The sequence below is a fragment of the Telluria antibiotica genome (assembly GCF_011682055.1).
GTDB lineage: Bacteria > Pseudomonadota > Gammaproteobacteria > Burkholderiales > Burkholderiaceae_D > Telluria > Telluria antibiotica.
This window is the reverse complement of the sequence record NZ_JAAQOM010000001.1, coordinates 187,434-207,780: the sequence shown is the minus strand read 5'-3', so window position 1 is coordinate 207,780 and position 20,347 is coordinate 187,434. Positions and strand designations below refer to the sequence as shown.

At 69.2% G+C, this 20,347-nt stretch carries 20 protein-coding genes; 11 read left to right on the top strand and 9 right to left on the bottom strand.

All coding sequences use genetic code 11. The annotated features are described in order from the left end of the window. Positions 1-15: 15 nt before the first annotated feature. Positions 16-999 (top strand): zinc-dependent alcohol dehydrogenase family protein, encoded by a 984-nt coding sequence (locus tag HAV22_RS00830; RefSeq protein ID WP_208296021.1) that lies wholly within the window; start codon positions 16-18, stop codon positions 997-999. Here HAV22_RS00830 and mgtA read toward each other — a convergent pair. The 3 genes from mgtA to HAV22_RS00815 are packed head-to-tail and all read right to left on the bottom strand — an operon-like array spanning position 996 to position 4,925. Next, a complete protein-coding gene (mgtA, locus tag HAV22_RS00825) occupies positions 996-3,653 on the bottom strand; it encodes a magnesium-translocating P-type ATPase (RefSeq protein WP_166855534.1) in 2,658 nt (885 codons plus the stop codon). The two genes, HAV22_RS00830 and mgtA, sit on opposite strands and share 4 nt — an antisense overlap. A gap of 7 nt (positions 3,654-3,660) precedes the next feature. Then, on the bottom strand, positions 3,661-4,491 hold the full coding sequence (locus HAV22_RS00820) for a universal stress protein (protein WP_166855532.1): 831 nt from the start codon (positions 4,489-4,491) through the stop codon (positions 3,661-3,663). 8 nt (positions 4,492-4,499) lie between these two features. Continuing rightward, positions 4,500-4,925, bottom strand: coding sequence for a hypothetical protein (locus HAV22_RS00815; protein WP_166855530.1), 426 nt, complete (start codon positions 4,923-4,925; stop codon positions 4,500-4,502). 222 nt (positions 4,926-5,147) lie between these two features. On the opposite strand from HAV22_RS00815, the gene HAV22_RS00810 reads away from it, so the two are divergent. Next, on the top strand, positions 5,148-5,381 hold the full coding sequence (locus HAV22_RS00810; protein ID WP_166855529.1) for a hypothetical protein: 234 nt from the start codon (positions 5,148-5,150) through the stop codon (positions 5,379-5,381). Positions 5,382-5,467: 86 nt separating this feature from the next. Beyond that, a complete protein-coding gene (locus tag HAV22_RS00805; RefSeq protein WP_166855527.1) occupies positions 5,468-6,793 on the top strand; it encodes a glycoside hydrolase family 28 protein in 1,326 nt (441 codons plus the stop codon). Positions 6,794-6,816: 23 nt separating this feature from the next. Here HAV22_RS00805 and gudD read toward each other — a convergent pair whose 3' ends face one another. The 3 genes from gudD to HAV22_RS00790 all read right to left on the bottom strand — a co-directional run bounded on the left by gudD (position 6,817) and on the right by HAV22_RS00790 (position 9,740). After that, positions 6,817-8,157, bottom strand: a complete 1,341-nt coding sequence (gene gudD / locus HAV22_RS00800; RefSeq protein WP_166855525.1) for a glucarate dehydratase — start codon at positions 8,155-8,157, stop codon at positions 6,817-6,819. 25 nt (positions 8,158-8,182) lie between these two features. Next, a complete protein-coding gene (locus tag HAV22_RS00795; RefSeq protein ID WP_166855523.1) occupies positions 8,183-8,671 on the bottom strand; it encodes an MFS transporter in 489 nt (162 codons plus the stop codon). A gap of 184 nt (positions 8,672-8,855) precedes the next feature. Continuing rightward, a complete protein-coding gene (locus HAV22_RS00790) occupies positions 8,856-9,740 on the bottom strand; it encodes a LysR family transcriptional regulator (RefSeq protein ID WP_166855521.1) in 885 nt (294 codons plus the stop codon). 110 nt (positions 9,741-9,850) lie between these two features. Here HAV22_RS00790 and HAV22_RS00785 point away from each other — a divergent pair, with 110 nt between their 5' ends. Beyond that, entirely contained in the window at positions 9,851-10,591 is a 741-nt protein-coding gene (locus HAV22_RS00785; RefSeq protein WP_166855519.1) for an SDR family NAD(P)-dependent oxidoreductase, read from the top strand. 43 nt (positions 10,592-10,634) lie between these two features. On the opposite strand, the gene HAV22_RS00780 is transcribed toward HAV22_RS00785, so the two are convergent. Continuing rightward, on the bottom strand, positions 10,635-11,933 hold the full coding sequence (locus HAV22_RS00780) for an NAD(P)/FAD-dependent oxidoreductase (RefSeq protein WP_166855517.1): 1,299 nt from the start codon (positions 11,931-11,933) through the stop codon (positions 10,635-10,637). A gap of 112 nt (positions 11,934-12,045) precedes the next feature. Then, on the bottom strand, positions 12,046-12,462 hold the full coding sequence (locus HAV22_RS00775) for an HAD hydrolase-like protein (RefSeq protein WP_166855515.1): 417 nt from the start codon (positions 12,460-12,462) through the stop codon (positions 12,046-12,048). 105 nt (positions 12,463-12,567) lie between these two features. On the opposite strand from HAV22_RS00775, the gene HAV22_RS00770 reads away from it, so the two are divergent. Genes HAV22_RS00770 through map form a run of 3 tightly spaced genes read left to right on the top strand, consistent with a single transcriptional unit; the run spans position 12,568 to position 14,430 of the window. Further along, complete coding sequence (locus tag HAV22_RS00770) at positions 12,568-13,497, top strand: LysR substrate-binding domain-containing protein (RefSeq protein ID WP_166855513.1); 930 nt, start codon at positions 12,568-12,570, stop codon at positions 13,495-13,497. Between the two features lie 46 nt (positions 13,498-13,543). Then, a complete protein-coding gene (locus tag HAV22_RS00765) occupies positions 13,544-13,753 on the top strand; it encodes a ParD-like family protein (RefSeq protein WP_166855511.1) in 210 nt (69 codons plus the stop codon). After that, entirely contained in the window at positions 13,750-14,430 is a 681-nt protein-coding gene (gene map, locus HAV22_RS00760) for a type I methionyl aminopeptidase (RefSeq protein ID WP_166855509.1), read from the top strand. The genes HAV22_RS00765 and map overlap by 4 nt, the downstream gene beginning before the upstream one ends. A 23-nt stretch (positions 14,431-14,453) precedes the next feature. Here the strand turns inward: map and HAV22_RS00755 are convergent, their stop codons facing one another. Then, the gene (locus tag HAV22_RS00755) at positions 14,454-15,374 is read right to left on the bottom strand and encodes a LysR family transcriptional regulator (RefSeq protein ID WP_166855506.1); all 921 of its coding nucleotides are present in this window, start codon (positions 15,372-15,374) and stop codon (positions 14,454-14,456) included. Between the two features lie 124 nt (positions 15,375-15,498). On the opposite strand from HAV22_RS00755, the gene gcl reads away from it, so the two are divergent. The 4 genes from gcl to HAV22_RS00735 all read left to right on the top strand — a co-directional run bounded on the left by gcl (position 15,499) and on the right by HAV22_RS00735 (position 20,326). Continuing rightward, positions 15,499-17,268, top strand: coding sequence for a glyoxylate carboligase (gene gcl / locus HAV22_RS00750; RefSeq protein ID WP_166855504.1), 1,770 nt, complete (start codon positions 15,499-15,501; stop codon positions 17,266-17,268). Positions 17,269-17,291: 23 nt separating this feature from the next. Beyond that, positions 17,292-18,071, top strand: a complete 780-nt coding sequence (hyi, locus tag HAV22_RS00745) for a hydroxypyruvate isomerase (protein WP_166855502.1) — start codon at positions 17,292-17,294, stop codon at positions 18,069-18,071. Positions 18,072-18,095: 24 nt separating this feature from the next. After that, a complete protein-coding gene (locus tag HAV22_RS00740; protein ID WP_166855500.1) occupies positions 18,096-18,989 on the top strand; it encodes a 2-hydroxy-3-oxopropionate reductase in 894 nt (297 codons plus the stop codon). A 62-nt stretch (positions 18,990-19,051) separates the two neighbouring features. After that, a complete protein-coding gene (locus HAV22_RS00735) occupies positions 19,052-20,326 on the top strand; it encodes a glycerate kinase type-2 family protein (protein ID WP_166855499.1) in 1,275 nt (424 codons plus the stop codon). Positions 20,327-20,347: the final 21 nt, after the last annotated feature.

Genomic DNA, 20,347 nt, shown 5'->3' with positions numbered 1-20,347 from the left:
CTCATGGCCGCGTCGATGATGGCCATGGTGCTGGACGGCCCCGGGCTGCCGCTGCGCCCCGAGCGCCGTCCCGTTCCGCAACCGGGCCCGCACGACGTGCTGCTGCGCGTGCGCGCCTGCGCCGTCTGCCGCACCGACCTGCACATCGTCGACGGCGACCTGCCGCCGCACCGGCTGCCGCTCGTGCCGGGCCACGAGATCGTCGGCGACGTCGTGGCGGCGGGCGCCCTCGCGGACCGGTTCGCGCCGGGCACGCGCGTCGGCGTGCCGTGGCTGGGCGGCAGTTGCGGCGTCTGCGCGTACTGCGTCGAAGGACGCGAGAACCTGTGCGAGCAGGCGCTGTTCACCGGGTACGACCGCGACGGCGGCTTCACGGAGTACACGCTGGCCGACGCGCGCTATTGCTGCCCGCTGCCTGCCGCCTACGACGACGCGCATGCGGCACCGCTGCTGTGCGCGGGCCTGATCGGCTACCGCGCCTATGCGATGACGGGCGCGGCCCGCCGTCTCGGCCTGTACGGCTTCGGCGCCGCCGCGCACATCGTCGCGCAGGTGGCGCGCCTGCAGGGCCGCACCGTGTTCGCCTTCACGCGTCCCGGCGACCTGCAATCGCAAGCGTTCGCGTGCACGCTGGGCGCCGCGTGGGCCGGCCCGTCCGGCACGGCGCCGCCACAGCCGCTCGACGCCGCGATCCTGTTCGCGCCTGTCGGTGCGCTCGTCCCGCAGGCGCTGGCCGCGACGGCGCGCGGCGGCACCGTCGTGTGCGCGGGCATCCACATGAGCGACATCCCTTCCTTTCCGTACGCGCTGCTGTGGGGCGAGCGCTGCGTGCGCTCCGTGGCGAACCTCACGCGCGCCGACGGCGCCGCGTTCTTCGACCTCGTGGGTGCGGGCGGCATCGCGACGACGGTCACGACGTATCCGCTCGCCGCCGCGAACACGGCGCTGGACGACTTGCGCGCCGGCCGCATCGACGGCGCCGCCGTGCTGCTGCCCTAGGCCGTCCCGGTATCGAGCCGCGGCGCGGCCACGGCGGGCAGCGCGCGGTCGATGCCGAAGCGGCGTACGAGCGCGGCCTTGGCCAGCTGGACGAGCACGAGGTAGCCGGGCAGGATGGCGGAAAGACCCCACCAGTAGCCCGGCGGCAGCGGCACGAGGCCGAACAGGTGGGCGAACGGTGCGTACGGCAGCCAGACGCCGGCCGCGCACACGGCCAGCGTCGCGGCCACCAGCGCGCGCGATGGCGGCACGGCGGCCCACGGTGCGGCGCTCGCGCGCAGCACGTACACGACGAGCGCCTGCGACAGCAGCGATTCGACGAACCAGCCCGACTGGAACAGCGCGGGCGCACGGGCGGCACCGAGGCCGAACCACAGCAGCGCGAACGTCGCGTAGTCGAACAGGGAGCTGAGGGGCCCGAAGCACAGGACGTAGCGGCGCAGGCTGCCGAGTTCCCAGCGGCGCGGCGCGGCGAGGTAGTGCGCCTCGACGCGGTCGGTCGTCACCGCGGTCTGCGAGCAGTCGTACAGCAGGTTGTTGAGCAGGACCTGCAGCGGCGCCATCGGCAGGAACGGCAACAGCACGCTGGCGCCGACGACGCTGAGCATGTTGCCGAAGTTCGAGCTGGCGCTCATGCGCACGTACTTGACGATGTTGCCGAACACGGTGCGGCCGATCGCGATGCCCTCGTCGACGGCGAGCAGGCTTTTTTCCAGCAGCACGAGATCGGCCGCGTCGCGCGCCACGTCCGTGCCGCTGTCGACGGCGATGCCCACGTCGGCGCGTTTCAGCGCCGGGCCGTCGTTGACGCCGTCGCCGAGGAAGCCGACGACGCGTCCGCGCGCCTGCAGCGCCTGGATGACGCGCGTTTTCTGCCCGGGGTTCAGCTTCGCGAACACCTGCGTCGTCGCGACCCGCTGCGCGAGCGCGTCGTCCGACAAGCGCTCGAGCGTGGCGCCGTCGAGGATGGCGGTGGCGTCGATGCCGACGAGCCGGCACACGTGGGCGCAGACGGCTGGGACGTCGCCGCTCAGCACCTTGACGTCGACGCCGTGCGCGCGCAGCCCGGCAATCGCGGCCGCCGCCGACTCGCGCGGCGGATCGAAGAACGCGATATACCCCATCAGCGTGAGGTCGCGCTCGGCCGCCGGGTCGTGGTCGATCGCTTCGTCGGGGCCGAGCGTGCGGCAGGCGATGGCGATCACGCGCAGGCCGTCCTCGTTCAGCCCGTCGGCCGTCGCGCCCAGCGTCGCGGCGTGCGCGGGCTCGAACGGCACGCGCGCGCCCGCGCGCTCCGCGGCGCTGCACACGCCCGTGATCTCGTCGACGGCGCCCTTGCACACGAGGATGCGCGCGCCGTCGGGGCCCTCCAGCACGACCGACATGCGGCGCCGTTCGAAGTCGAACGGCATCTCGCCCAGCTTGCGCCAGCCGGCATCGAGGCGCGCGGGCAGGCCGGGCTGGTCGAGCACGGCCTTGTCGAGCAGGTTGTGCAGCCCCGTCTGGTGGCGGCTGTTCAGGTAGGCGTAGTCCAGCACGCGATCGGAATCGCGCCCGTCGATGTCGACGTGCTTGAGCAGCACGACGCGGTCCTGGGTGAGTGTCCCCGTCTTGTCGGTGCACAGGACGTCGATCGCGCCCAGCGCCTGCACGGCGCCGAGGCGCTTGACGATGACCTTGCGTCCGGCCAGCAGCAGCGCGCCGCGCGCCAGGTTGACGGTGACGATCATCGGCAGCATCTCCGGCGCGAGGCCGACGGCGACCGCGGTGGCGAACAGCAGCGCCTCGTACCAGTCGTGTTTCGTGACGAGGTTCAGCACGAACACGAGCGGCGCCATCAGCGCCATGAAGCGCAGCAGCAAGGCGATCACGCGGTCGATGTCGCGCTCGAACGGCGTCGTCTCGCGCGCCTGCGCGAGGGCCGCGGCCACGTGGCCGAATCCCGTCGCGGCGCCCGTCGCGACGACGAGGGCGCGCGCGCCGCCGCTCGTGACGTGCGCGCCCATGAAGCCGACGTTCGCCAGCGCGGCGGCGTCGCCGGCGCGGGCGGCGGCATCCGGCAGCGCGCGCGCATGCTTGGCGACGGGCAGCGATTCTCCGGTCAGCGCGGCCTGGTCGACGAACAGGTCGTTCGTGTCGAGGAAGCGCACGTCGGCCGGCACGGGGTCGCCCGCGGACAGCACGACGACGTCACCCGGCACGAGCTGCTCGAGCGGCACCTCGACGGTGTCGCCTGCCTTGTTCGCGTCGGCCCGCAGCGCGCGGACGGTCGTGTGCACGAGCGCGCGCAGGCGGCGCACGGCGCTGCCGGAGCGGCGCTCCTGCACGATGCCCAGCAGGGCGGACAGGACGACGATGGCGCCGATGACGGCGGCGCCCAGGGGCTGGCCCGTTGCCACGTCGACGCCGGCCAGCGCGAGCAGCAGCAGCGGCAGCGGCCGCGCCAGCTGGGTCAGCAGGTCGACGATGATGTGGCGCCTCGGCTCGGCGGCGACGCCGTTGCGCCCGAACGACGCGAGGCGTGCCTGGCTCTCCGCGGCGGACAGCCCGGCGGCGCGGCTGCCCAACAGGGCGAGCGCGGCGTCGGGCGCCAGCGCGGCGACGGCCGCGAGATCGGGCGTGGCCGGCGCGGCGGGGGCCGAGCGGGTCCCCATGCCGGGTTCAGTGCGCCAGCAGGACGGGGATGTCCGCCTCGGCCAGCACGGTGCGGCTCGCGCCGCCCAGGCACAGTTCGCGCAGGCGGCTGTGGCCGTAGCAGCCCATCACGAGCAGGTCCGCCGCTTGCGCGCGCGCGAGCTCGAGCAGGGCGGCGCCTTCGTCGCGGGCAGCGGTGCCCAGCAGCGTCTCGGCCTGGACACCGTGGCGGGCGAGCCAGTCGCGCACGTCGGCCAGCTGCGCCTGGAAGTCGCCGCCCGCAGTGCCGGCCAGGTCGGCGACAACGACGGCGTCCGCGCGCTCCAGCAGCGGCAACGCGGCGGAGAGGGCGAGCGACGCTTCCTTGCCGCCGTCCCAGGCGAGCAGGATGCGGCCGGGCAGGGCGGGCGCTTCGGCGCGGTACGGCACGATGACGACGGGACGGGCGGCATTCAGGATCACGTAGTCGGGAATGCGCACGACGCTGCCGGCGGGTGCCTCGTCGGGATCGTCCCGGCTGACGACGACGAGGTCGGCGAAGCGCGCGAGCCGGGCCAGGCCTTCGTCGGCCTGGTCGCACACGAGCCGGCTGTCGTGCGCCGTGCGTTCCTCGGCGGCGATCAGGTCGAACGCGGCCAGCGCGCGCCGGGCGTTGCCCTCGAGCGGCTCGAAATAGCTGGCTTCGAGCGTCGCGGGGCGGATGTCGAACCCGGTCGGGAACACGGCGCGCGACACGCCGGTGAACGCGGCGCCCAGCAGCAGGGCGCCATGGTCGCGCGCGAGCCGGGCCGCGTAACGGATGCGGACGTGCGCGTGGCGCGATTCGTCCACATGCACGACGATCGTCTTGTAGTCCATGGCGGGCCTCAGTGCGCGTGGTGGACGAGGTCCCGGCGCGGGCGGGCGTGCCGGCGCGGCGGCGCGCGGCCCGGCGCGTGCGCCGGTGCCGGCTCGCAGGTTAGGGCCAGCACGGCGTCGAGCGCGTCCGCCACCTGCCGGCCCAGCGCGACGTCGCCGCCTTCGACCTGCGACAGGGTCCGGTGCAGCGCGCACAAGATGATGGCATGGTCGGCGCGGCGCGGGTGCAGGCAGGTGTCGCCCAGCAGTTCGAGCAGCGTTTCCTCGTGGCGGAAACCGGCTTCCACGGCCGTCACGACGGCGGGAAACTCTTGCGAGAACAGGTCGTCGGGTTGCGCCCGCAGCCTCGCGACGCGGGCGCGGAGGTCGCGGCGACAGCGCTGCAGGGCTGCCGTCGCGGCAGGGCGTGCCAGGCCGGGATCGGTGATTCGCATGATAGGCCTCAAACTTGTCGGTGGTGACAAGCAGTGTCTCGGTTGACGCCTGCGTTTCGTTTGATCTACCTCAAAAACGCCCGAATCAGTTGATTTCGGCGGACTGGCGGAAGTGCTGATTGATTCTGCCAATCCCGTTGGCCCGCGCGATCGAAAAAATCATCGGCAGAGCGCAGCGCATGAGCATATGCTGAATTCGTATATACATATACGGAGACGACGATGAAATTCGGTCCGACGCCCGCCCGCATGAAGGCTCACCTGCATCTGTCCCACATCCACCGGCCGCACATCCACCTGCCGCACGTCCACTTGCCGCACGTGCACCGCGACTGGCACGCGTTCGAACCCGTGCTGCGCGTCTGCCAGATCGTCCTGCTGGTCGCGCTGGCTTTGCCGTTCGCGCAATTCGTGGCGAAATCGATCGTGTGGTTGTTCGAAAGACTGTTCGGCTGAGCAGTGAATCGATCAGCACATTGAGCCGCGTTCGGGCCGCGGCTGCTTTAGCATGATCCGGATATCGACTTCCGATCCGGATTGCCATGCCCGTACCTGTTTTCGCCCGCCGCCGCGCCGCCCTGGCGCTGCTGTCCCTGCCGCTGTTGTCCCTCACACTGTCGCGCCGCGCGGCGCATGCCGCCGAGCCGGATGGCAAACGCATTTCGATCATTGATACCGGTGCCGTCGGCGACGGCGCCACCGTCAATACGCGCGCGATCCAGGCCGCGATCGACCGGGTCGCGAACGACCGGGCGGCCGGGCAGGGCGGCGGCACCGTCGTCGTGCCCGCGGGCGTGTTCGTCAGCGGCGCGCTGTTCCTGAAGCCGGGCGTCCATCTCCATCTCGAGCGGGGCGCCGTGCTGCGCTGCTCGACGGACATGCGCCACTTCCCCGTCCAGCGCACGCGCATCGAGGGCCACGTCGAGGAGCACTTCAATCCGGGCCTGATCAACGCGGCGGGCTGCGACGGCTTGACGATCACGGGCGCGGGCACGCTGGACGGCGCCGGCCGGCCGATCTGGGACCGGTTCTGGCAGCTGCGCAATGCCGCCAAGGACAAGGCCGCGTTCCGCAACCTGGACGTGCCGCGCGCCCGCCTCGCGGTCATCGAGGGCTCGCGCGGCGTGACGGTGGACGGGATCACGTTCAAGGATTCCCAGTTCTGGAACCTGCACCTGTACCGGTGCCGCGACGTCGTCGTGCGCGGCTGCAGTTTCGAGGTGCCCGACGATTACGTGCAGGCGCCCAGCACGGACGGGATCGACATCGACAGCTGTCAGGACGTGCTCGTCGACGGCTGCTATTTTTCCGTGACGGACGACTGCATCGCCGCGAAGGGATCGAAGGGGCCGCACGCGCCGGACGACAAGGCCAGCCCGCCCGTCGAGCGCGTACGCGTGCGCAACTGCGTGTTCCGGCGCGGCCACGCCATGTTCACGTGCGGCAGCGAGGCGACCGTCGTGCGTGACGTCCTCGTCGAACATTGCACGGTGCGGGAGGTGGGCGCCGTCGCGCACCTGAAGCTGCGGCCGGACACGCCGCAACGCTACGAGAACATCGTGATGCGCGACCTGGTGCTCGATTCCGCCAAGGGCGAGATCGTGGCGATCCGGCCGTGGAGCCAGTATTTCGACCTGAAGGGCGAGGCGCCCCCGCATTCGTCCGTGCGCGGCCTCGTGCTGGATGGCATCCGCGGGCGGTTCGGCGCGTTCGGCATCGTCGCGCCGAATCCGGGCCAGACCGACATCGGGGGCGTCGTGCTGCGGAATATAAATTTGCAACTAACCGACGAGCGCCTGCAGGTAAAAGGCGCGCCCAGCCCGACGATGGAGAACGTCGTCGTCAACGGCAGGCCCTACGCGGCGTAGGGCCTGCGCGCCGGCAGCGTGGATCAGCGCACGAGGCAGGGGCGCTTGTTGTCGAACTTCCAGCCAGGGATCAGGAACTGCATGGCGGCCGCGTCGTCGCGTGCGCCGAGGCCCATGTTCTTATAGGCCTGGTGCGCCTTCTCCAGCTCGACCTCGTCCAGCTCGATGCCGAGGCCCGGCCGTGTGGGCAGGTGCACGTGGCCGCCCTCGATCTTCAATGGCGCCTTCGTCAGGCGCTGGCCGTCCTGCCAGATCCAGTGCGTGTCGATGGCGGTGACCTTGCCCGGCGCCGCCGCGCCCACGTGCGTGAACATCGCGAGCGAGATGTCGAAGTGGTTGTTCGAGTGCGAGCCCCACGTCAGGCCGAACATCTGGCACAGCTGCGCGACGCGCACGGAGCCCTGCATCGTCCAGAAGTGGGGGTCCGCGAGCGGGATGTCCACCGACTGCAGCTGGATCGAGTGGGCCATCTGGCGCCAGTCCGTCGCGATCATGTTCGTCGCCGTCGGCAGGCCCGTCGCGCGGCGGAATTCGGCCATCACTTCGCGGCCGGAGAAGCCGTTCTCCGCGCCGCACGGGTCTTCGGCGTACGCGAGGATGCCGTGCTTGTCGCGGCACACGCGCACCGCTTCCGCCAGCGACCACGCGCCGTTCGGGTCCAGCGTGATGCGCGCGTCGGGGAAGCGCTCGTGCATCGCGACGATCGCATCCATCTCTTCGTCTGCAGAGAGCACGCCGCCTTTCAGCTTGAAGTCGTTGAAACCGTAGCGCGCGCGCGCGGCCTCGCACAGGCGCACGACGGCGTCCGGCGTCAGCGCTTCCTCGTTGCGCAGGCGCAGCCAGTCGTCGGCGGCGTCCGGCTCCGCGCGGTACGCAAGGTCCGTCTTCGTGCGGTCCCCCACGTAGAACAGATAGCCCAGCATCTCGACGGCGTTGCGCTGCACGCCTTCGCCCAGCAGCGCGGCGACCGGCACGCCCATGAACTGGCCGAGCAGGTCGAGCAGGGCGGATTCCACGGCGGTCACGGCGTGGATCGTCGTGCGCAGGTCGAACGTCTGCTGGCCGCGGCCACCCGCGTCGCGGTCGGCGAACGCCGCGCGCATCGTGTTCAGCACGTTGTTGTATTCGCCCAGCGTCCTGCCGACGACGAGGGGACGCGCGTCCTCGATCGTGCGGCGGATGTTCTCGCCGCCCGGCACCTCGCCGAGGCCCGTGTTGCCGGCACTGTCCTTGAGGATGACGATGTTGCGGGTGAACCAGGGGCCGTGGGCGCCGGACAGGTTCAGCAGCATGCTGTCCTGGCCGGCGACGGGGACGACGCGGAGCTCGGTGACGACGGGGGCGCTGGTAACGATGGTGTTCATGGTGTTGTGTCGAGGGTGGAGTGTGTTATCGGGCCGACAGCGATGTCACGAGCTTGACGCGCGTGATATCGCCGACGACGAACAAGTAGCAGGCAATGGCCAGCGCCGCGTTGGCGCCGACGTAGACGAGGGCGCCGGCGAACGAGCCGGTCGCGTCGACGATGTAGCCGATGGCGATGGGCGTCGTGATGCCGGCCGCGCCGGTGAACAAGGTGAACGTCGACCACAGGAAGATGCTGAATAAATAGGTGATCTTCGATCCGAAGCGGTCGAGCAGCCAGCCGCCCGGCAGCTGGGCGACGACGTACGACCAGGCGAATGCGGAGAACACGAAGCCCATCTGGACGCCCGACAGGCCCAGTTCCTTCTTGATGTCGGGTCCCGCGAGCGAGATCGTCGCGCGGTCGGCGTAGTTGATTGTGGTGATGGCGAACAGCATGGCGAGGATCAGCCAGCGGGTCCGGGTCCGGATCTGCACGGCGCTTGCGGCCTTGACGGTGTGTGCGTTGTTCATAGTCTCTTCCGGTCATGGTTAAAGAAGAGAGACATGCTGTTACCTGGCCGGCCGACCGCAGTTTGAGTGTCTCGGATGCTAACCCGGATCGAGTGCCCGGGTGGCTTATGTTCTGCAAATGATCATAAGCCGTGATCGATACACGATCAAACCAAAGGATGATGCCAAGAATATAGGAATTGAATTAATCCGCGCGGAACGTGGGGAGAACGTCGTGCAGGAACAGGTCCAGCACGGGATTGTCGTTGTTGCGCCGGTACATGCAGACCATGTCGACAGGCTCCGTCGCCATCCTGCGCATGACGATGCCGTCGAATTTGAGCCGGGCCGCGCCTTCCGCGATCAGGGCGGCGCCGATGCCCGCGCGCACGAGCGCAAGCATCGTGTGGACTTGCCCGACGTACTCCACGACGTCCGGCACGATGCCGGCGCGGGCGAAGCGCTCGGTCAGCATCTGGTGGAACGGCCGCGCCTCGTGCGGCGAGTACATGACGAACGGGCGGCCGTGCAGGTCGGCGAGCGTCGGCTCGAGGGGCCAGTCGCCCGCGTCGCGCTCGTGGATCGCGAGCATCAGCGATTCGGTGGCGATCAGTTGGCTGGCCAGCTCGCCGTTCACGGGGTGCGGGCGCATCAGTCCCAGGTCCAGTTCGCCCGCGTTCAGCGCTTCCACCTGCACCGTGCTCACGAGTTCCTTCAACGTGAGCGACACGCCGGGCGCGCGCGCGCGCAACCGACCCACGACTTCCGGCAGCAGGCTGTAGCCGGACGCCGACGTAAAGCCGATCGCGAGGGTGCCTTGCTCGCCCTTGGCGGCGCGGCGGGCGACGAATGCCGCTTCCTCGGCGATGCGCAGGATGCGCGCCGCTTCCGGGAAGAAGGCCCTGCCGGCCGCCGTCAGCCGCACGGAGCGGCTGTTGCGCTCCAGCAGCCGGGCGCCGACGTGATGTTCGAGCAGGCGGATCTGGCGGCTCAGCGGCGGCTGCGTCATGTTCAGGCGCTCGGCCGCCCGGCTGAAATGCAATTCCTCGGCAACGGCAACGAAGCAGCGGAGCTGGCTGATCTCGAACATTGGCTTTTCCTTGGGCAAATCCGGTGGACGACCGCGATTATGACCGATGCGCCGCCCGGCGTGGCCCTCGTGCTATCGTCGGGCCGGATCCAGTACGCACAGGAGGGAACATGAGTGTCGACCAGCGCATCGCCATCGTCACGGGCGCGACCGGCGGCATCGGGCAGGCATTGGTGCGGCGCCTGCTGCACGACGGGGCCAGCGTGATGCTGGCGGACCTGCACCAGGACCGCCTGGATGCCACGCGCGCGGAGCTCGGGCGCGACTTCGACATCGCCCGCATCGGCACCGCGGCGTGCGACGTGTCGCGCGAGGATCTCGTCGCCGCCGCCGTGGACGCGACGATCAAGCAGTTCGGCGCCTGGGACTACGTCGTCAACAACGCCGGCCGGATGCTGTTCAAGCCCATCGAAACGCAGACGGAGCAGGACTGGCGCGACATCCTCGACGTCGACCTGCTGGGCGCGTTCTTCTTCACCAAGCAGGCGTTCCTGCGCATGCGCCGCGGCGGCGCCATCGTCAACGTGTCGAGCGTGCACGCCGTCGAGACGGAGCCCCTCGTCGCGCCGTACGCGGCTGCGAAAGCGGCGCTGCTGTCGCTCACGCGGTCGGCAGCACTGGAGGGCAAGGCGAAGGGCATCCGCGCGAACGCCGTGCTGCCGGGCGCCGTCGACACGCCCATGTTGTGGAGTAATCCGAACGTGGCGGCGGGCGTGGAAATCATCGACAAGGCCGACGTGGGTGCCCCCGAGGACCTCGCCGCCGCCATCGCTTTCCTGCTGGCGGACGATGCCCGCTTCGTCGACGGCACCTCGTTGCGCGTCGATGGCGCGCGCCTGGCGCGTTTGTAGGGTGGGGTGATTGATGCCGGGGGCATCAATCACGCGCAGCCCTTCAGTGCCAGCGCACGGGCATCAGCATCTTCGAGCGGAACCAGCGCGCCAGCAGGTTGCCGCACATCCGCACGATGCCCAGGTGGCCCATCACGTGGCGCTGGTACGTCAGGCCGTACATCGCGAGGGCGAACGGACCATTCACGTGCAGCTGGCGGATGCCGAGCGCGCGGTGCAGGATGCCGACGGCGCCCGCCCGGCCCAGCGACACGAGCGTGCCGTAGTCGCGGTACTGGAAGCCGGGCAGCGATTCCGGCGCCTTGTGCGCGAGCACCTGCGCGAGGTAGACGGCCTGCTGGCGCGCGGCCTGGGCGCTCGGGGGCGCCATCGCCGTCTTGTCCGGATTGAGCAGCGTGCAGCAGTCGCCCATCGCGTGGATGTCCGGGTCCGTCACGCTGCGCAGCTGTGCGTCCACGACGACCTGGTCGTTGCGGTTCAGCGCCACGTTCAGGCTCGTGCTGAAGCGCGGGCCCTTCACGCCGGCCGCCCACACGGTGATCGCGGCGGGGAACACGCGGCCGTCCGTCGTCTCGACTTCGTCCGCGCGCACTTCGGCCACCGCCGTGTCCGTGCAGATCTCGATGCCCATCGCGCGCAGCTTGCGCACGGCGAGGCCCGCGGCCTGCGCGTCCAGCGACGGCAGCACTTGCGGGCCGCGCTCGACGATGCGGATCTGCACCTGGTGCGGCGATTCCAGTCCCGCGAGGCCGTAGTGGGCCAGCGTGTCGACCGTGTGGCGCAGGTCGGCCGCCAGTTCGATGCCGGTGGGGCCGGCGCCCACGATGACGATGTCGATCAGCGGCGCGCCCGCGTCGGTGCGGGCGTTGCGGCGCCGTCCGGCCTGCGCGCACAGGCCCAGGAAGCGCTGGCGGAAGCCTTCCGCGCCCGCCACGCTGTCGAGCGCCAGGCAGTGCTCCTGTGCGCCGGGAATGCCGAAGAAATTCGTCACGGAGCCGTACGCCAGCACGAGGCGGTCGTAGTCGATGACGGTGTGCGCGTCGGGCGCGTCGTCGAACCTGCTGCGGACCGTCAGCGTGCGGCGGGCGCGGTCGACGTGCACGACTTCGCCGCACACGAACGTGAAGTGGTTGTCGACGGCTTGCCGCGCGTAGTCGATCATGTGGTCGGCCGGGTCGATGGTGCCGGCGGCGACGGCGTGCAGCAGGGGTTTCCAGAAGTGGGTGGGCGCGCTGTCGACGAGGATGACGCGGTCCTTGTGGCTGCTGCCTAGGCGGCGTCCGAGCCGGGTGGCGAGTTCGAGGCCGGCGACGCCGCCTCCGACGATGACGATGGACTGCATGGTGTGCTCCCTTCTTTTACGAATCGATGGGGCGGGGCGGGAAGGCCGCCGGCGCCGCGCTGCATTCGCGCATCCGCCGGCGCAGTGCCCGCGGATGCCGGGAAGACTGCGATCAGTGCCGGGTGACCGGCATCACTACCTTACGTACGTCCTTGCGCATGACGACCGGTTTGGACGCCTGTACGCCGATGCGTGCGGTGCGGGCGGCCGCGATGGCGCGCGGCGACGTCGTCACCGCGAGCGCCGCGTCGGGCTGCACGCCCAGTTGATCCAGCACGACGGAATACGGGGCCTTGTGGCCGCGCGCTTCGAAATCGGCGCCCGTCAACACGACGGAGAAGATGTGGTGCGCCGTGTCGCCGAAGCGGTGGCGCAGCTGTTCGCCGGCCTGGTCGTGCGGCAGTTCGGAGATCAGGGCACACGGCAGGCCGTCTTCGATCGCCTTGTCGAGGAGGCGATCGGCGTCGTCGGCCGGTACGCCTGCCGTCCGGAATGCGGATAAGTCGAAGATGAACGCTTGTGTCGTCATGATGTTCTCCTTTTGCCAGTCGTTGTTGCTCGAATTGTTTTTACTATACGGCCGGGCGGGATAAAATAAAAATAAATAATTCTTACGAACGATAAGGAAACCCTTATGTATCCAGCCAGCTTCAAACAGCTGCAGGCCTTGCAGCTCGTGGCGCGCCACCAGAGCGTGTCGCGTGCCGCGGAGGCGATGCACGTCACGCAGCCGGCCGTGTCGCTGCACCTGAAACAGCTGGAGGATGCGGCCGGCGTGCCGCTGACGCGGCGCCAGGGCCGCAACATCCAGATGACCGCGGCGGGCGAACTGCTGGTGGGCTACGCGGAGCGCATCCTCGGCCTGTGGGAAGAAGCGGGCGACGAGATCGCGGCGCTGAAGGGCGTCACGTCCGGTACCTTGCGCATCGGCGCCGTGATGACGGCGGAGCACCTGCTGCCGCCGATGCTCGTGCGCTTCACGACGGGCCGCCCGCACGTGCGTATCAAGCTGCAGGTGGGCTCGCGCCCCGAAGTGATCGGCATGCTCAGTCGCGACGAAATCGACCTCGCCATCATGGGCACGCCGCCGCGCGAATTCCCCACGAGTGCGAGCCGCTTCGCGCGCCACCCGATGGCCTTCTTCGTCGCACCCGGCCACCCGCTGCTCGCGCAGCGCGCCGTCACGCTGGCCGACATCGCGGCGCACAACCTGCTCGTGCGCGAACGCGGATCGGGCACGCGCGCGGCGATCGAGCGCCGCTACGAGGAAGAGGGCGTGGCGCTCGCGATCGGGTCCGAGCTGTCCAGCAACGAGGCGATCAAGCAGATGACGGCGGCGGGCCTCGGCGTCGCGTTCCTGTCCGTCCACGCGTGCACGCTCGAAGTGCGCAACCGGCTGCTCAGCGTCCTCCCCGTGCCCGGTGTCGTCGTGCAGGGCGAGTGGCACGTGATGCACAAGGCCGCGCGCGCGATTCCCACGGTCGCGGCGTCGTTCCACGAATTCATGGTGGAGCACGGCCAGCAGGTCATTTCGGACGAGCTGGAAAGCATTGCGTGGAAGTGAATCCTGAATACATACTCCGTATATGAATCATATATTGGCGTAGATGATGGGTATCGTGAACATCGACGAGGAGCTGCACGACCAGATCCGCAAGGCGAGCGCCGTGTCGTGCCGCTCGATCAACGCGCAGGCCGCGTTCTGGGTGCGCATCGGGATGCTGTGCGAACTGCATCCGACGCAAAGCTTCAACGAGATCATGGCGCGCGAGCTGCGCGCGGCCGGGGTGGTGCCGCAGGCGCTGAAGATCGCGTCATGACGAAGCGGCCGGATGAGGTCGCGCTGCTCGCGGCCGCGGGCAACCTCCTCGCGGACGTGTTCGCGCGGCCCGCCAGCAAGGGGCAGTACGGCTACGCGTTCGCGCTGAACGCGTCGCGCAACGACGTCGTGTGCCACGGCGTGCCGTCGCCCGCGGAGGTGCTGCAAGACGGCGACATCGTGAACTTCGACATCACGCTGGAAAAGGACGGCTACATCGCCGACTCCAGCAAGACCTATCTCGTGGGCGACGTGGCGCCGGAAGCGGCGCGGCTCGTGCGCGTGACGTACGAGGCGATGTGGCAGGGCATCCGCGCCGTGTGTCCTGGCGCGCGCCTGGGCGACGTGGGGCATGCGATCGAGCGCCACGCCACGCGCCACGGCTACGCCGTCGTGCGCGAGTACTGCGGACACGGCATCGGGCGCGAGATGCACGAACCGCCGCAGGTGCTGCACTGGGGCCGGCCGCGCACGGGCCTCGTGCTGCGCGAAGGGATGATGTTCACGATCGAGCCGATGCTCAACGCGGGCCGCCATGCGGTGCGCACGGAGGACGACGGCTGGACCGTGCGCACGTGCGACGGCGCGCTGTCCGCGCAGTTCGAGCACACGGTCGCCGTCACGCGCACGGATGCGCGCGTGCTCACGTTGCGGGCCGGCGAAAAGATGCCGGCCTGACGGCCCGCGGTCCCGGTTTCACGTCATCCCGCGCCGAGCTGGCGCTCCCAATACCCCGGCGTGTTGTAGACAGCCTTCAAATGGTCGATGAAATGCCGGATCTTGGCCGGCAGGTAGCGCTGCTGCGGGAATACTGCCTGGATCGGGTAGTTCCCGACCGCGAAGTCGTCCAGTACCGTCGCCAGTTCCCCCCGTTTCAGCTCGGCCTGGATTTCCCACGTCGAGCGCCAGCCGATGCCGAGGCCTTGCCTCACCCAGTCGAACAGCAGTTCGCCGTCGTTGCAGGCGAGGTCGCCGTCCACGCGCACGGCGAACAGCTTGCCGTCGCGCTGGAACGTCCAGCCCCGCTGCTGGCCGCCCTGCAGGTTGAATGCGAGGCAGTTGTGGCGCGCGAGGTCTTCCGGCGTCCGGGGCACGCCGTTGCGCTCGAAGTAGTCGGGCGTGCCGCACACGACGCGCCGGTTCGGGAACAGCGGGATCGCCACGTAGTTCGGGTCCGTGACTTCGCCGATGCGGATCGACATGTCGTAGCCTTCGCGCACGAGGTCGACCACGCTGTCGGTGAAGTTGAACGACATCTTGAGTTCCGTGTGGATCGCGCGGAACGCGGGTGCATGCGGCGCGACGTGCTTGCGGCCGAACGCCGCGGGTGCCGAGACGACGAGGTGGCCCCGCACCGTGCTGCGGCCGGCGCTGATGCTGTTTTCCGTGATGTCGAAATCGCGCACCAGCTGGCGGCACGGCTCGATGAATTGTTCGCCCAGCGCCGTCAACGTGAGGCCCCGCGTGGAGCGGTGCATGAGGCGCACGCCGAGACGCTGTTCGAGGGCATCGAGGCGGCGGCCCATGACGACGGGCGTCACCCCTTCGGCCAGCGCGGCGCCAGCGAAACTGCCTTTTTCCGTGATGAGGACGAAGCTGCGTATTTCCGTGTACCGATCCATGCTCTCTCCCTGATTCAATACTTAAAGTATCGACAGTGCCGATAATAGCAGCAATTCAACTTGTGCAGGCTTATCGATATGCTGGGTCCATCATCCAAGACCAACCATACCAACGGAGGAGAACATGGCCCGAATGAGAGCGATCGACGCCGCGGCGGAAGTGCTGCGCAAGGAAGGTGTGAGCACGGTGTTCGGCGTGCCCGGCGCCGCGATCAACCCGTTTTACTCGGCAATGAAGAAGAATGGCGGCTTCGAGCACGTGCTCGCCCGCCACGTGGAAGGCGCGTCGCACATGGCCGAGGGTTATACCCGCGCCAAGGCCGGCAACATCGGCGTGTGCATCGGCACGTCGGGTCCGGCCGGCACCGACATGATCACGGGCCTGTACTCGGCCCAGGCCGATTCGATACCTATCCTATGCATTACGGGCCAGGCCCCCCGCGCCCGCCTGTACAAGGAAGACTTCCAGGCGGTCGACATCGAGACGATCGCCAAGCCCGTCACCAAGTGGGCCGTCACCGTGCGCGAGCCCGACCTCGTCCCGCGCGTGTTTCAGCAGGCGTTCCACATCATGCGCTCCGGCCGTCCGGGCCCCGTGCTGATCGACCTGCCGTTCGACGTGCAGGTCGCCGAGATCGAATTCGACATCGACACCTACGAACCGCTGCCCGTCTACAAGCCCGCCGCGACCCGCGCCCAGGCCGAGAAGGCCCTCGCGATGCTGAACGCCGCCGAGCGTCCGCTGATCGTCTGCGGCGGCGGCGTGATCAACGCGGACGCCGCGGCCCGCTTGCAGGAATTCGCCGAGATCGTCGGCGTGCCCGTCGTCCCGACATTGATGGGCTGGGGCGCGATCCCCGACGACCACCCGCTGATGGCCGGCATGGTCGGCCTGCAGACGTCGCACCGCTACGGCAACGCGACGATGCTGGAATCGGACTTCGTCATCGGCATCGGCAACCGCTGGGCGAACCGCCACACGGGCTCCGTCGACGTCTACAAGAAGGGCCGCAAGTTCGTCCACATCGACATCGAACCCACGCAGATCGGCCGCGTGTTCGGCCCGGACTACGGCATCGTCTCCGACGCCGGCGCCGCGCTGGACCTCCTCATCGACGTCGCCCGCGGCATGCAATCGATCGGGGGCCTGCCGGACAGGAGCGCCTGGGCCGCGCAGTGCCAGGAGCGCAAGCGCACCTTGCTGCGCAAGACCCACTTCGACGCGGTGCCGATCAAGCCGCAGCGCGTGTACGAAGAGATGAACCGCGCGTTCGGCAAGGACACGACGTACGTCAGCACGATCGGCCTGTCGCAGATCGCCGCTGCGCAGTTCCTGCACGTGTACAAGCCGCGTAACTGGATCAACTGCGGCCAGGCGGGCCCGCTGGGCTGGACCGTGCCGGCGGCACTGGGTGTCGTCGCGTCCGGCGCCAAGACCGACGTCGTCGCGATTTCCGGCGACTACGACTTCCAGTTCATGATCGAGGAGCTCGCGGTCGGCGCGCAGTTCAAGCTGCCTTACCTGCACGTCGTCGTGAACAATGCCTATCTCGGCCTGATCCGCCAGGCGCAGCGCGGCTTCGACATGGACTACTGCGTCCAGCTGGCCTTCGAGAACATCAACGCACCGCAGCTCGGCGCGTATGGCGTGGACCACGTCGCGGTGGCCGAGGGCCTCGGCTGCAAGGCGATCCGCGTGCGCCAGGTGGACGACATCCAGCCCGCATTCGCCGAAGCGCGCAGATTGATGGCGCAGCATCGCGTGCCCGTGATCGTCGAGATCATCCTGGAACGCGTGACCAACATCTCGATGGGCACGGAGATCGACGCCATCAACGAATTCGAGGCACTGGCCGACCATCCCGGCGACGCGCCCACCGCCATCTGCGTCTGACGCAGCAACACGAGGAGACTGACATGCCAAGATTCGCAGCCAACCTGACGATGCTGTTCAATGACCTGCCGTTCCTCGACCGCTTCGAGGCGGCGTACGAGGCCGGGTTCAAGGGCGTCGAATACCTGTTCCCGTATGCCTTCGAAAAGGAGGCGCTGGCCGAACGCCTGCAGCAGTACGGCCTCACGCAGGTGCTGCACAACCTGCCGGCCGGCGACTGGGACAAGGGGGAACGCGGCATCGCCGTGCTGCCGGGCCGCGAGGCCGAGTTCCGCGAAGGCGTCGCCCGCGCCATCGACTACGCGAAGGCGCTGAACTGCCGCCAGGTCAACTGCCTCGTCGGCATCGCGCCGGCCGGCATCGACGCGGGCACGCTGCGCCGCACCGTCGTCGAGAACCTGCGCTACGCGGCCACGCAACTGAAGCAGGCGGGCATCAAGCTGCTGATCGAGCCGATCAACACGTATGACATTCCCGGCTTCTACCTGACGACGACCAGGCAGGCGCTGGACCTGATCGAGTCGGTCGGCGCGGACAACCTGTTCGTCCAGTACGACGTGTACCACGCCCAGCGCACGGAAGGGGAGCTGGCGAAGACGGTCGAACGCAACCTGGCCCGCATCGCGCACATCCAGGTCGCGGACAACCCGGGCCGCAACGAGCCGGGTACCGGAGAAATCAACTATCCGTTCCTGTTCACTCACCTGGACCGCATCGGCTACGACGGCTGGATCGGCTGCGAGTACAAGCCTGCCGCCGACACCCGCGCGGGCCTGGGCTGGATCGCCAGGCTGGCCGGTTAATCACAACACGCAAGGAGACATATCATGGCAAACATCGGATTCATCGGCCTGGGCATCATGGGTGCCCCGATGGCGGGACACCTCATCGCCGACGGCCACACGCTGTTCACGAACACCGTCGGCCCGACCCCGTCGGCCCTCGTCGAGGCAGGCGCCCGCGTGTGCCTGAACGGCGCCGAAGTGGCGTCGCAGGCGGACATCATCTTCATCATGGTCCCGGACACGCCGCAGGTGGACGAGGTCCTGTTCGGCAAGGACGGCGTCGCCTCGAGCCTGTCGGCCGGCAAGATCGTCGTCGACATGAGCTCGATCTCGCCGGTCGCGACGAAGGATTTCGCCCGCCGCATCAATGGGCTTGGCTGCGAATACCTGGACGCCCCGGTATCCGGCGGCGAAGTGGGCGCCAAGGCCGCGAGCCTGACGATCATGGTCGGCGGCAGCGAGGCGGCGTTCGCCACGGTCAAGCCGCTGTTCCAGAAGATGGGCAAGAACATCACGCTCGTCGGCGGCAACGGCGACGGCCAGATCACGAAGGTCGCGAACCAGATCATCGTGGCGTTGACGATCGAGGCCGTGGGCGAGGCGCTGCTGCTGGCCGCGAAGGCCGGTGCCGATCCGGCGCGCGTGCGCGAGGCACTGATGGGCGGCTTTGCCGCGTCGCGCATCCTCGAAGTGCATGGCGAACGGATGGTCAAGCGCACGTTCGCGCCGGGCTTCCGCATCGACCTGCACCGCAAGGACCTGAACCTGGCGCTGACCACCGGCCGCCAGCTGGGCGTCGCGCTGCCGAACACCGCCACCGCGCAGGAGCTGTTCAACACCTGTGCCGCGCATGATGGCGGCGGGTGGGATCACTCGGCGATGGTGCGGGCGCTCGAGATCATGTCGAACTTCGAGATCGGCCAGAAGCAGGCGTAAGCACCGGAACCGAACGGCCGTAGGGTGGGCACGCTGTGCCCACCCTACGAGAGGAGACGAACATGACGACAACAACGACAATGAATCCGCGCGAACTGCTGGCCAGCATGTTCACCGCCGCCGTGGACGCGGCCCAGCCGGCACTGTGCATTCCGCGCAATCTGCCGCCGCCGCCGAAGGGCCGGACGGTCGTGATCGGCGCCGGCAAGGCGTCCGCCGCGATGGCGCAGGCGCTCGAGCAAAGCTGGCCGGGTCCGTTGTCTGGCCTCGTCGTCACGCGCTACGGTTATGCCGTGCCGTGCGAGCGCATCGAGATCGTCGAAGCCGCCCACCCGGTGCCCGACGCGGCCGGCCGCGAAGCCGCCCAGCGCATGCTGCGCACGGTGCGCGGGCTGTCGGCGGACGACCTCGTGATCTGCCTGATCTCCGGCGGCGGCTCCGCGCTGCTGCCGCTGCCGGGCGAAGGCGTCACCTTGGAAGACAAGCAGGCGATCAACCGCGCGCTGCTCGCGTCCGGCGCCAGCATCACGGAAATGAATTGCGTGCGCCGGCACCTGTCCGCCATCAAGGGCGGCCGGCTGGCCGCCGCGTGCCACCCGGCGCGCGTCGTGAACCTCCTCATTTCCGACGTTCCCGGCGACAACCCGATGGACATCGCGTCCGGCCCCACCGTCGCCGACCCGACGACGTGCGCGGACGCGCTCGAGGTCGTGCGCCGCTACGGCATCGACTTGCCCGAAGGCAGCCGCCACCTGCTGGAATCGGGCATTGGTGAGACGGTCAAGCCGGGCAACCGCCGCCTGGAAAACGTCACGACGCACATCGTCGCTTCGCCGCAGATGGCGCTCGAGGCGGCGGCCGACGTCGCCCGCAAGGCCGGCGTCACGCCGCTGATCCTCGGCGACAGCATCGAGGGCGAGGCGCGCGACGTGGCCAAGGTCATGGCCGGCATCGCCCTGCAGGCGCGTCGCCACGGCCAACCGGTCGCCGGGCCGTGCGTGCTGCTGTCCGGCGGCGAGACGACCGTCACCATCCGCGGCGACGGCCGCGGCGGGCGCAACGTGGAATTCCTGCTGGCGCTCGCGGTTGCGCTGGACGGCGCCCCCGGCATCCACGCGCTGGCCGGCGACACGGACGGCGTCGACGGCGCCGAGGAAATCGCCGGCGCGTTCGTCACGCCCGACACGCTGGCGCGCGGCTGGGAACGCGGCCTGCCGCCGCGTGCGAGCCTCGAGAACAACGATGCGCACACGTTTTTCCGCGCGCTGGACGATTCCCTCATCACGGGGCCGACCTTGACCAACGTGAACGATTTTCGCGCGATCTACGTGGCCTAGGCCACCGCTTGATCAGTCGGG

Bases quoted from the DNA above. Each gene is read 5' to 3' on its own strand.
- HAV22_RS00735 (WP_166855499.1), top strand. From the start codon at position 19,052: ATGACGACAACAACGACAATGAATCCGCGCGAACTGCTGGCCAGCATG.
- HAV22_RS00780 (WP_166855517.1), bottom strand. From the start codon at position 11,933: ATGCAGTCCATCGTCATCGTCGGAGGCGGCGTCGCCGGCCTCGAACTC.
- HAV22_RS00815 (WP_166855530.1), bottom strand. From the start codon at position 4,925: ATGCGAATCACCGATCCCGGCCTGGCACGCCCTGCCGCGACGGCAGCC.
- HAV22_RS00785 (WP_166855519.1), top strand. From the start codon at position 9,851: ATGAGTGTCGACCAGCGCATCGCCATCGTCACGGGCGCGACCGGCGGC.
- HAV22_RS00740 (WP_166855500.1), top strand. From the start codon at position 18,096: ATGGCAAACATCGGATTCATCGGCCTGGGCATCATGGGTGCCCCGATG.
- HAV22_RS00820 (WP_166855532.1), bottom strand. From the start codon at position 4,491: ATGGACTACAAGACGATCGTCGTGCATGTGGACGAATCGCGCCACGCG.
- HAV22_RS00775 (WP_166855515.1), bottom strand. From the start codon at position 12,462: ATGACGACACAAGCGTTCATCTTCGACTTATCCGCATTCCGGACGGCA.
- HAV22_RS00765 (WP_166855511.1), top strand. From the start codon at position 13,544: ATGGGTATCGTGAACATCGACGAGGAGCTGCACGACCAGATCCGCAAG.
- gcl (WP_166855504.1), top strand. From the start codon at position 15,499: ATGGCCCGAATGAGAGCGATCGACGCCGCGGCGGAAGTGCTGCGCAAG.
- map (WP_166855509.1), top strand. From the start codon at position 13,750: ATGACGAAGCGGCCGGATGAGGTCGCGCTGCTCGCGGCCGCGGGCAAC.
- HAV22_RS00790 (WP_166855521.1), bottom strand. From the start codon at position 9,740: ATGTTCGAGATCAGCCAGCTCCGCTGCTTCGTTGCCGTTGCCGAGGAA.
- HAV22_RS00810 (WP_166855529.1), top strand. From the start codon at position 5,148: ATGAAATTCGGTCCGACGCCCGCCCGCATGAAGGCTCACCTGCATCTG.
- HAV22_RS00770 (WP_166855513.1), top strand. From the start codon at position 12,568: ATGTATCCAGCCAGCTTCAAACAGCTGCAGGCCTTGCAGCTCGTGGCG.
- gudD (WP_166855525.1), bottom strand. From the start codon at position 8,157: ATGAACACCATCGTTACCAGCGCCCCCGTCGTCACCGAGCTCCGCGTC.
- HAV22_RS00755 (WP_166855506.1), bottom strand. From the start codon at position 15,374: ATGGATCGGTACACGGAAATACGCAGCTTCGTCCTCATCACGGAAAAA.
- mgtA (WP_166855534.1), bottom strand. From the start codon at position 3,653: ATGGGGACCCGCTCGGCCCCCGCCGCGCCGGCCACGCCCGATCTCGCG.
- HAV22_RS00805 (WP_166855527.1), top strand. From the start codon at position 5,468: ATGCCCGTACCTGTTTTCGCCCGCCGCCGCGCCGCCCTGGCGCTGCTG.
- hyi (WP_166855502.1), top strand. From the start codon at position 17,292: ATGCCAAGATTCGCAGCCAACCTGACGATGCTGTTCAATGACCTGCCG.
- HAV22_RS00830 (WP_208296021.1), top strand. From the start codon at position 16: ATGATGGCCATGGTGCTGGACGGCCCCGGGCTGCCGCTGCGCCCCGAG.
- HAV22_RS00795 (WP_166855523.1), bottom strand. From the start codon at position 8,671: ATGAACAACGCACACACCGTCAAGGCCGCAAGCGCCGTGCAGATCCGG.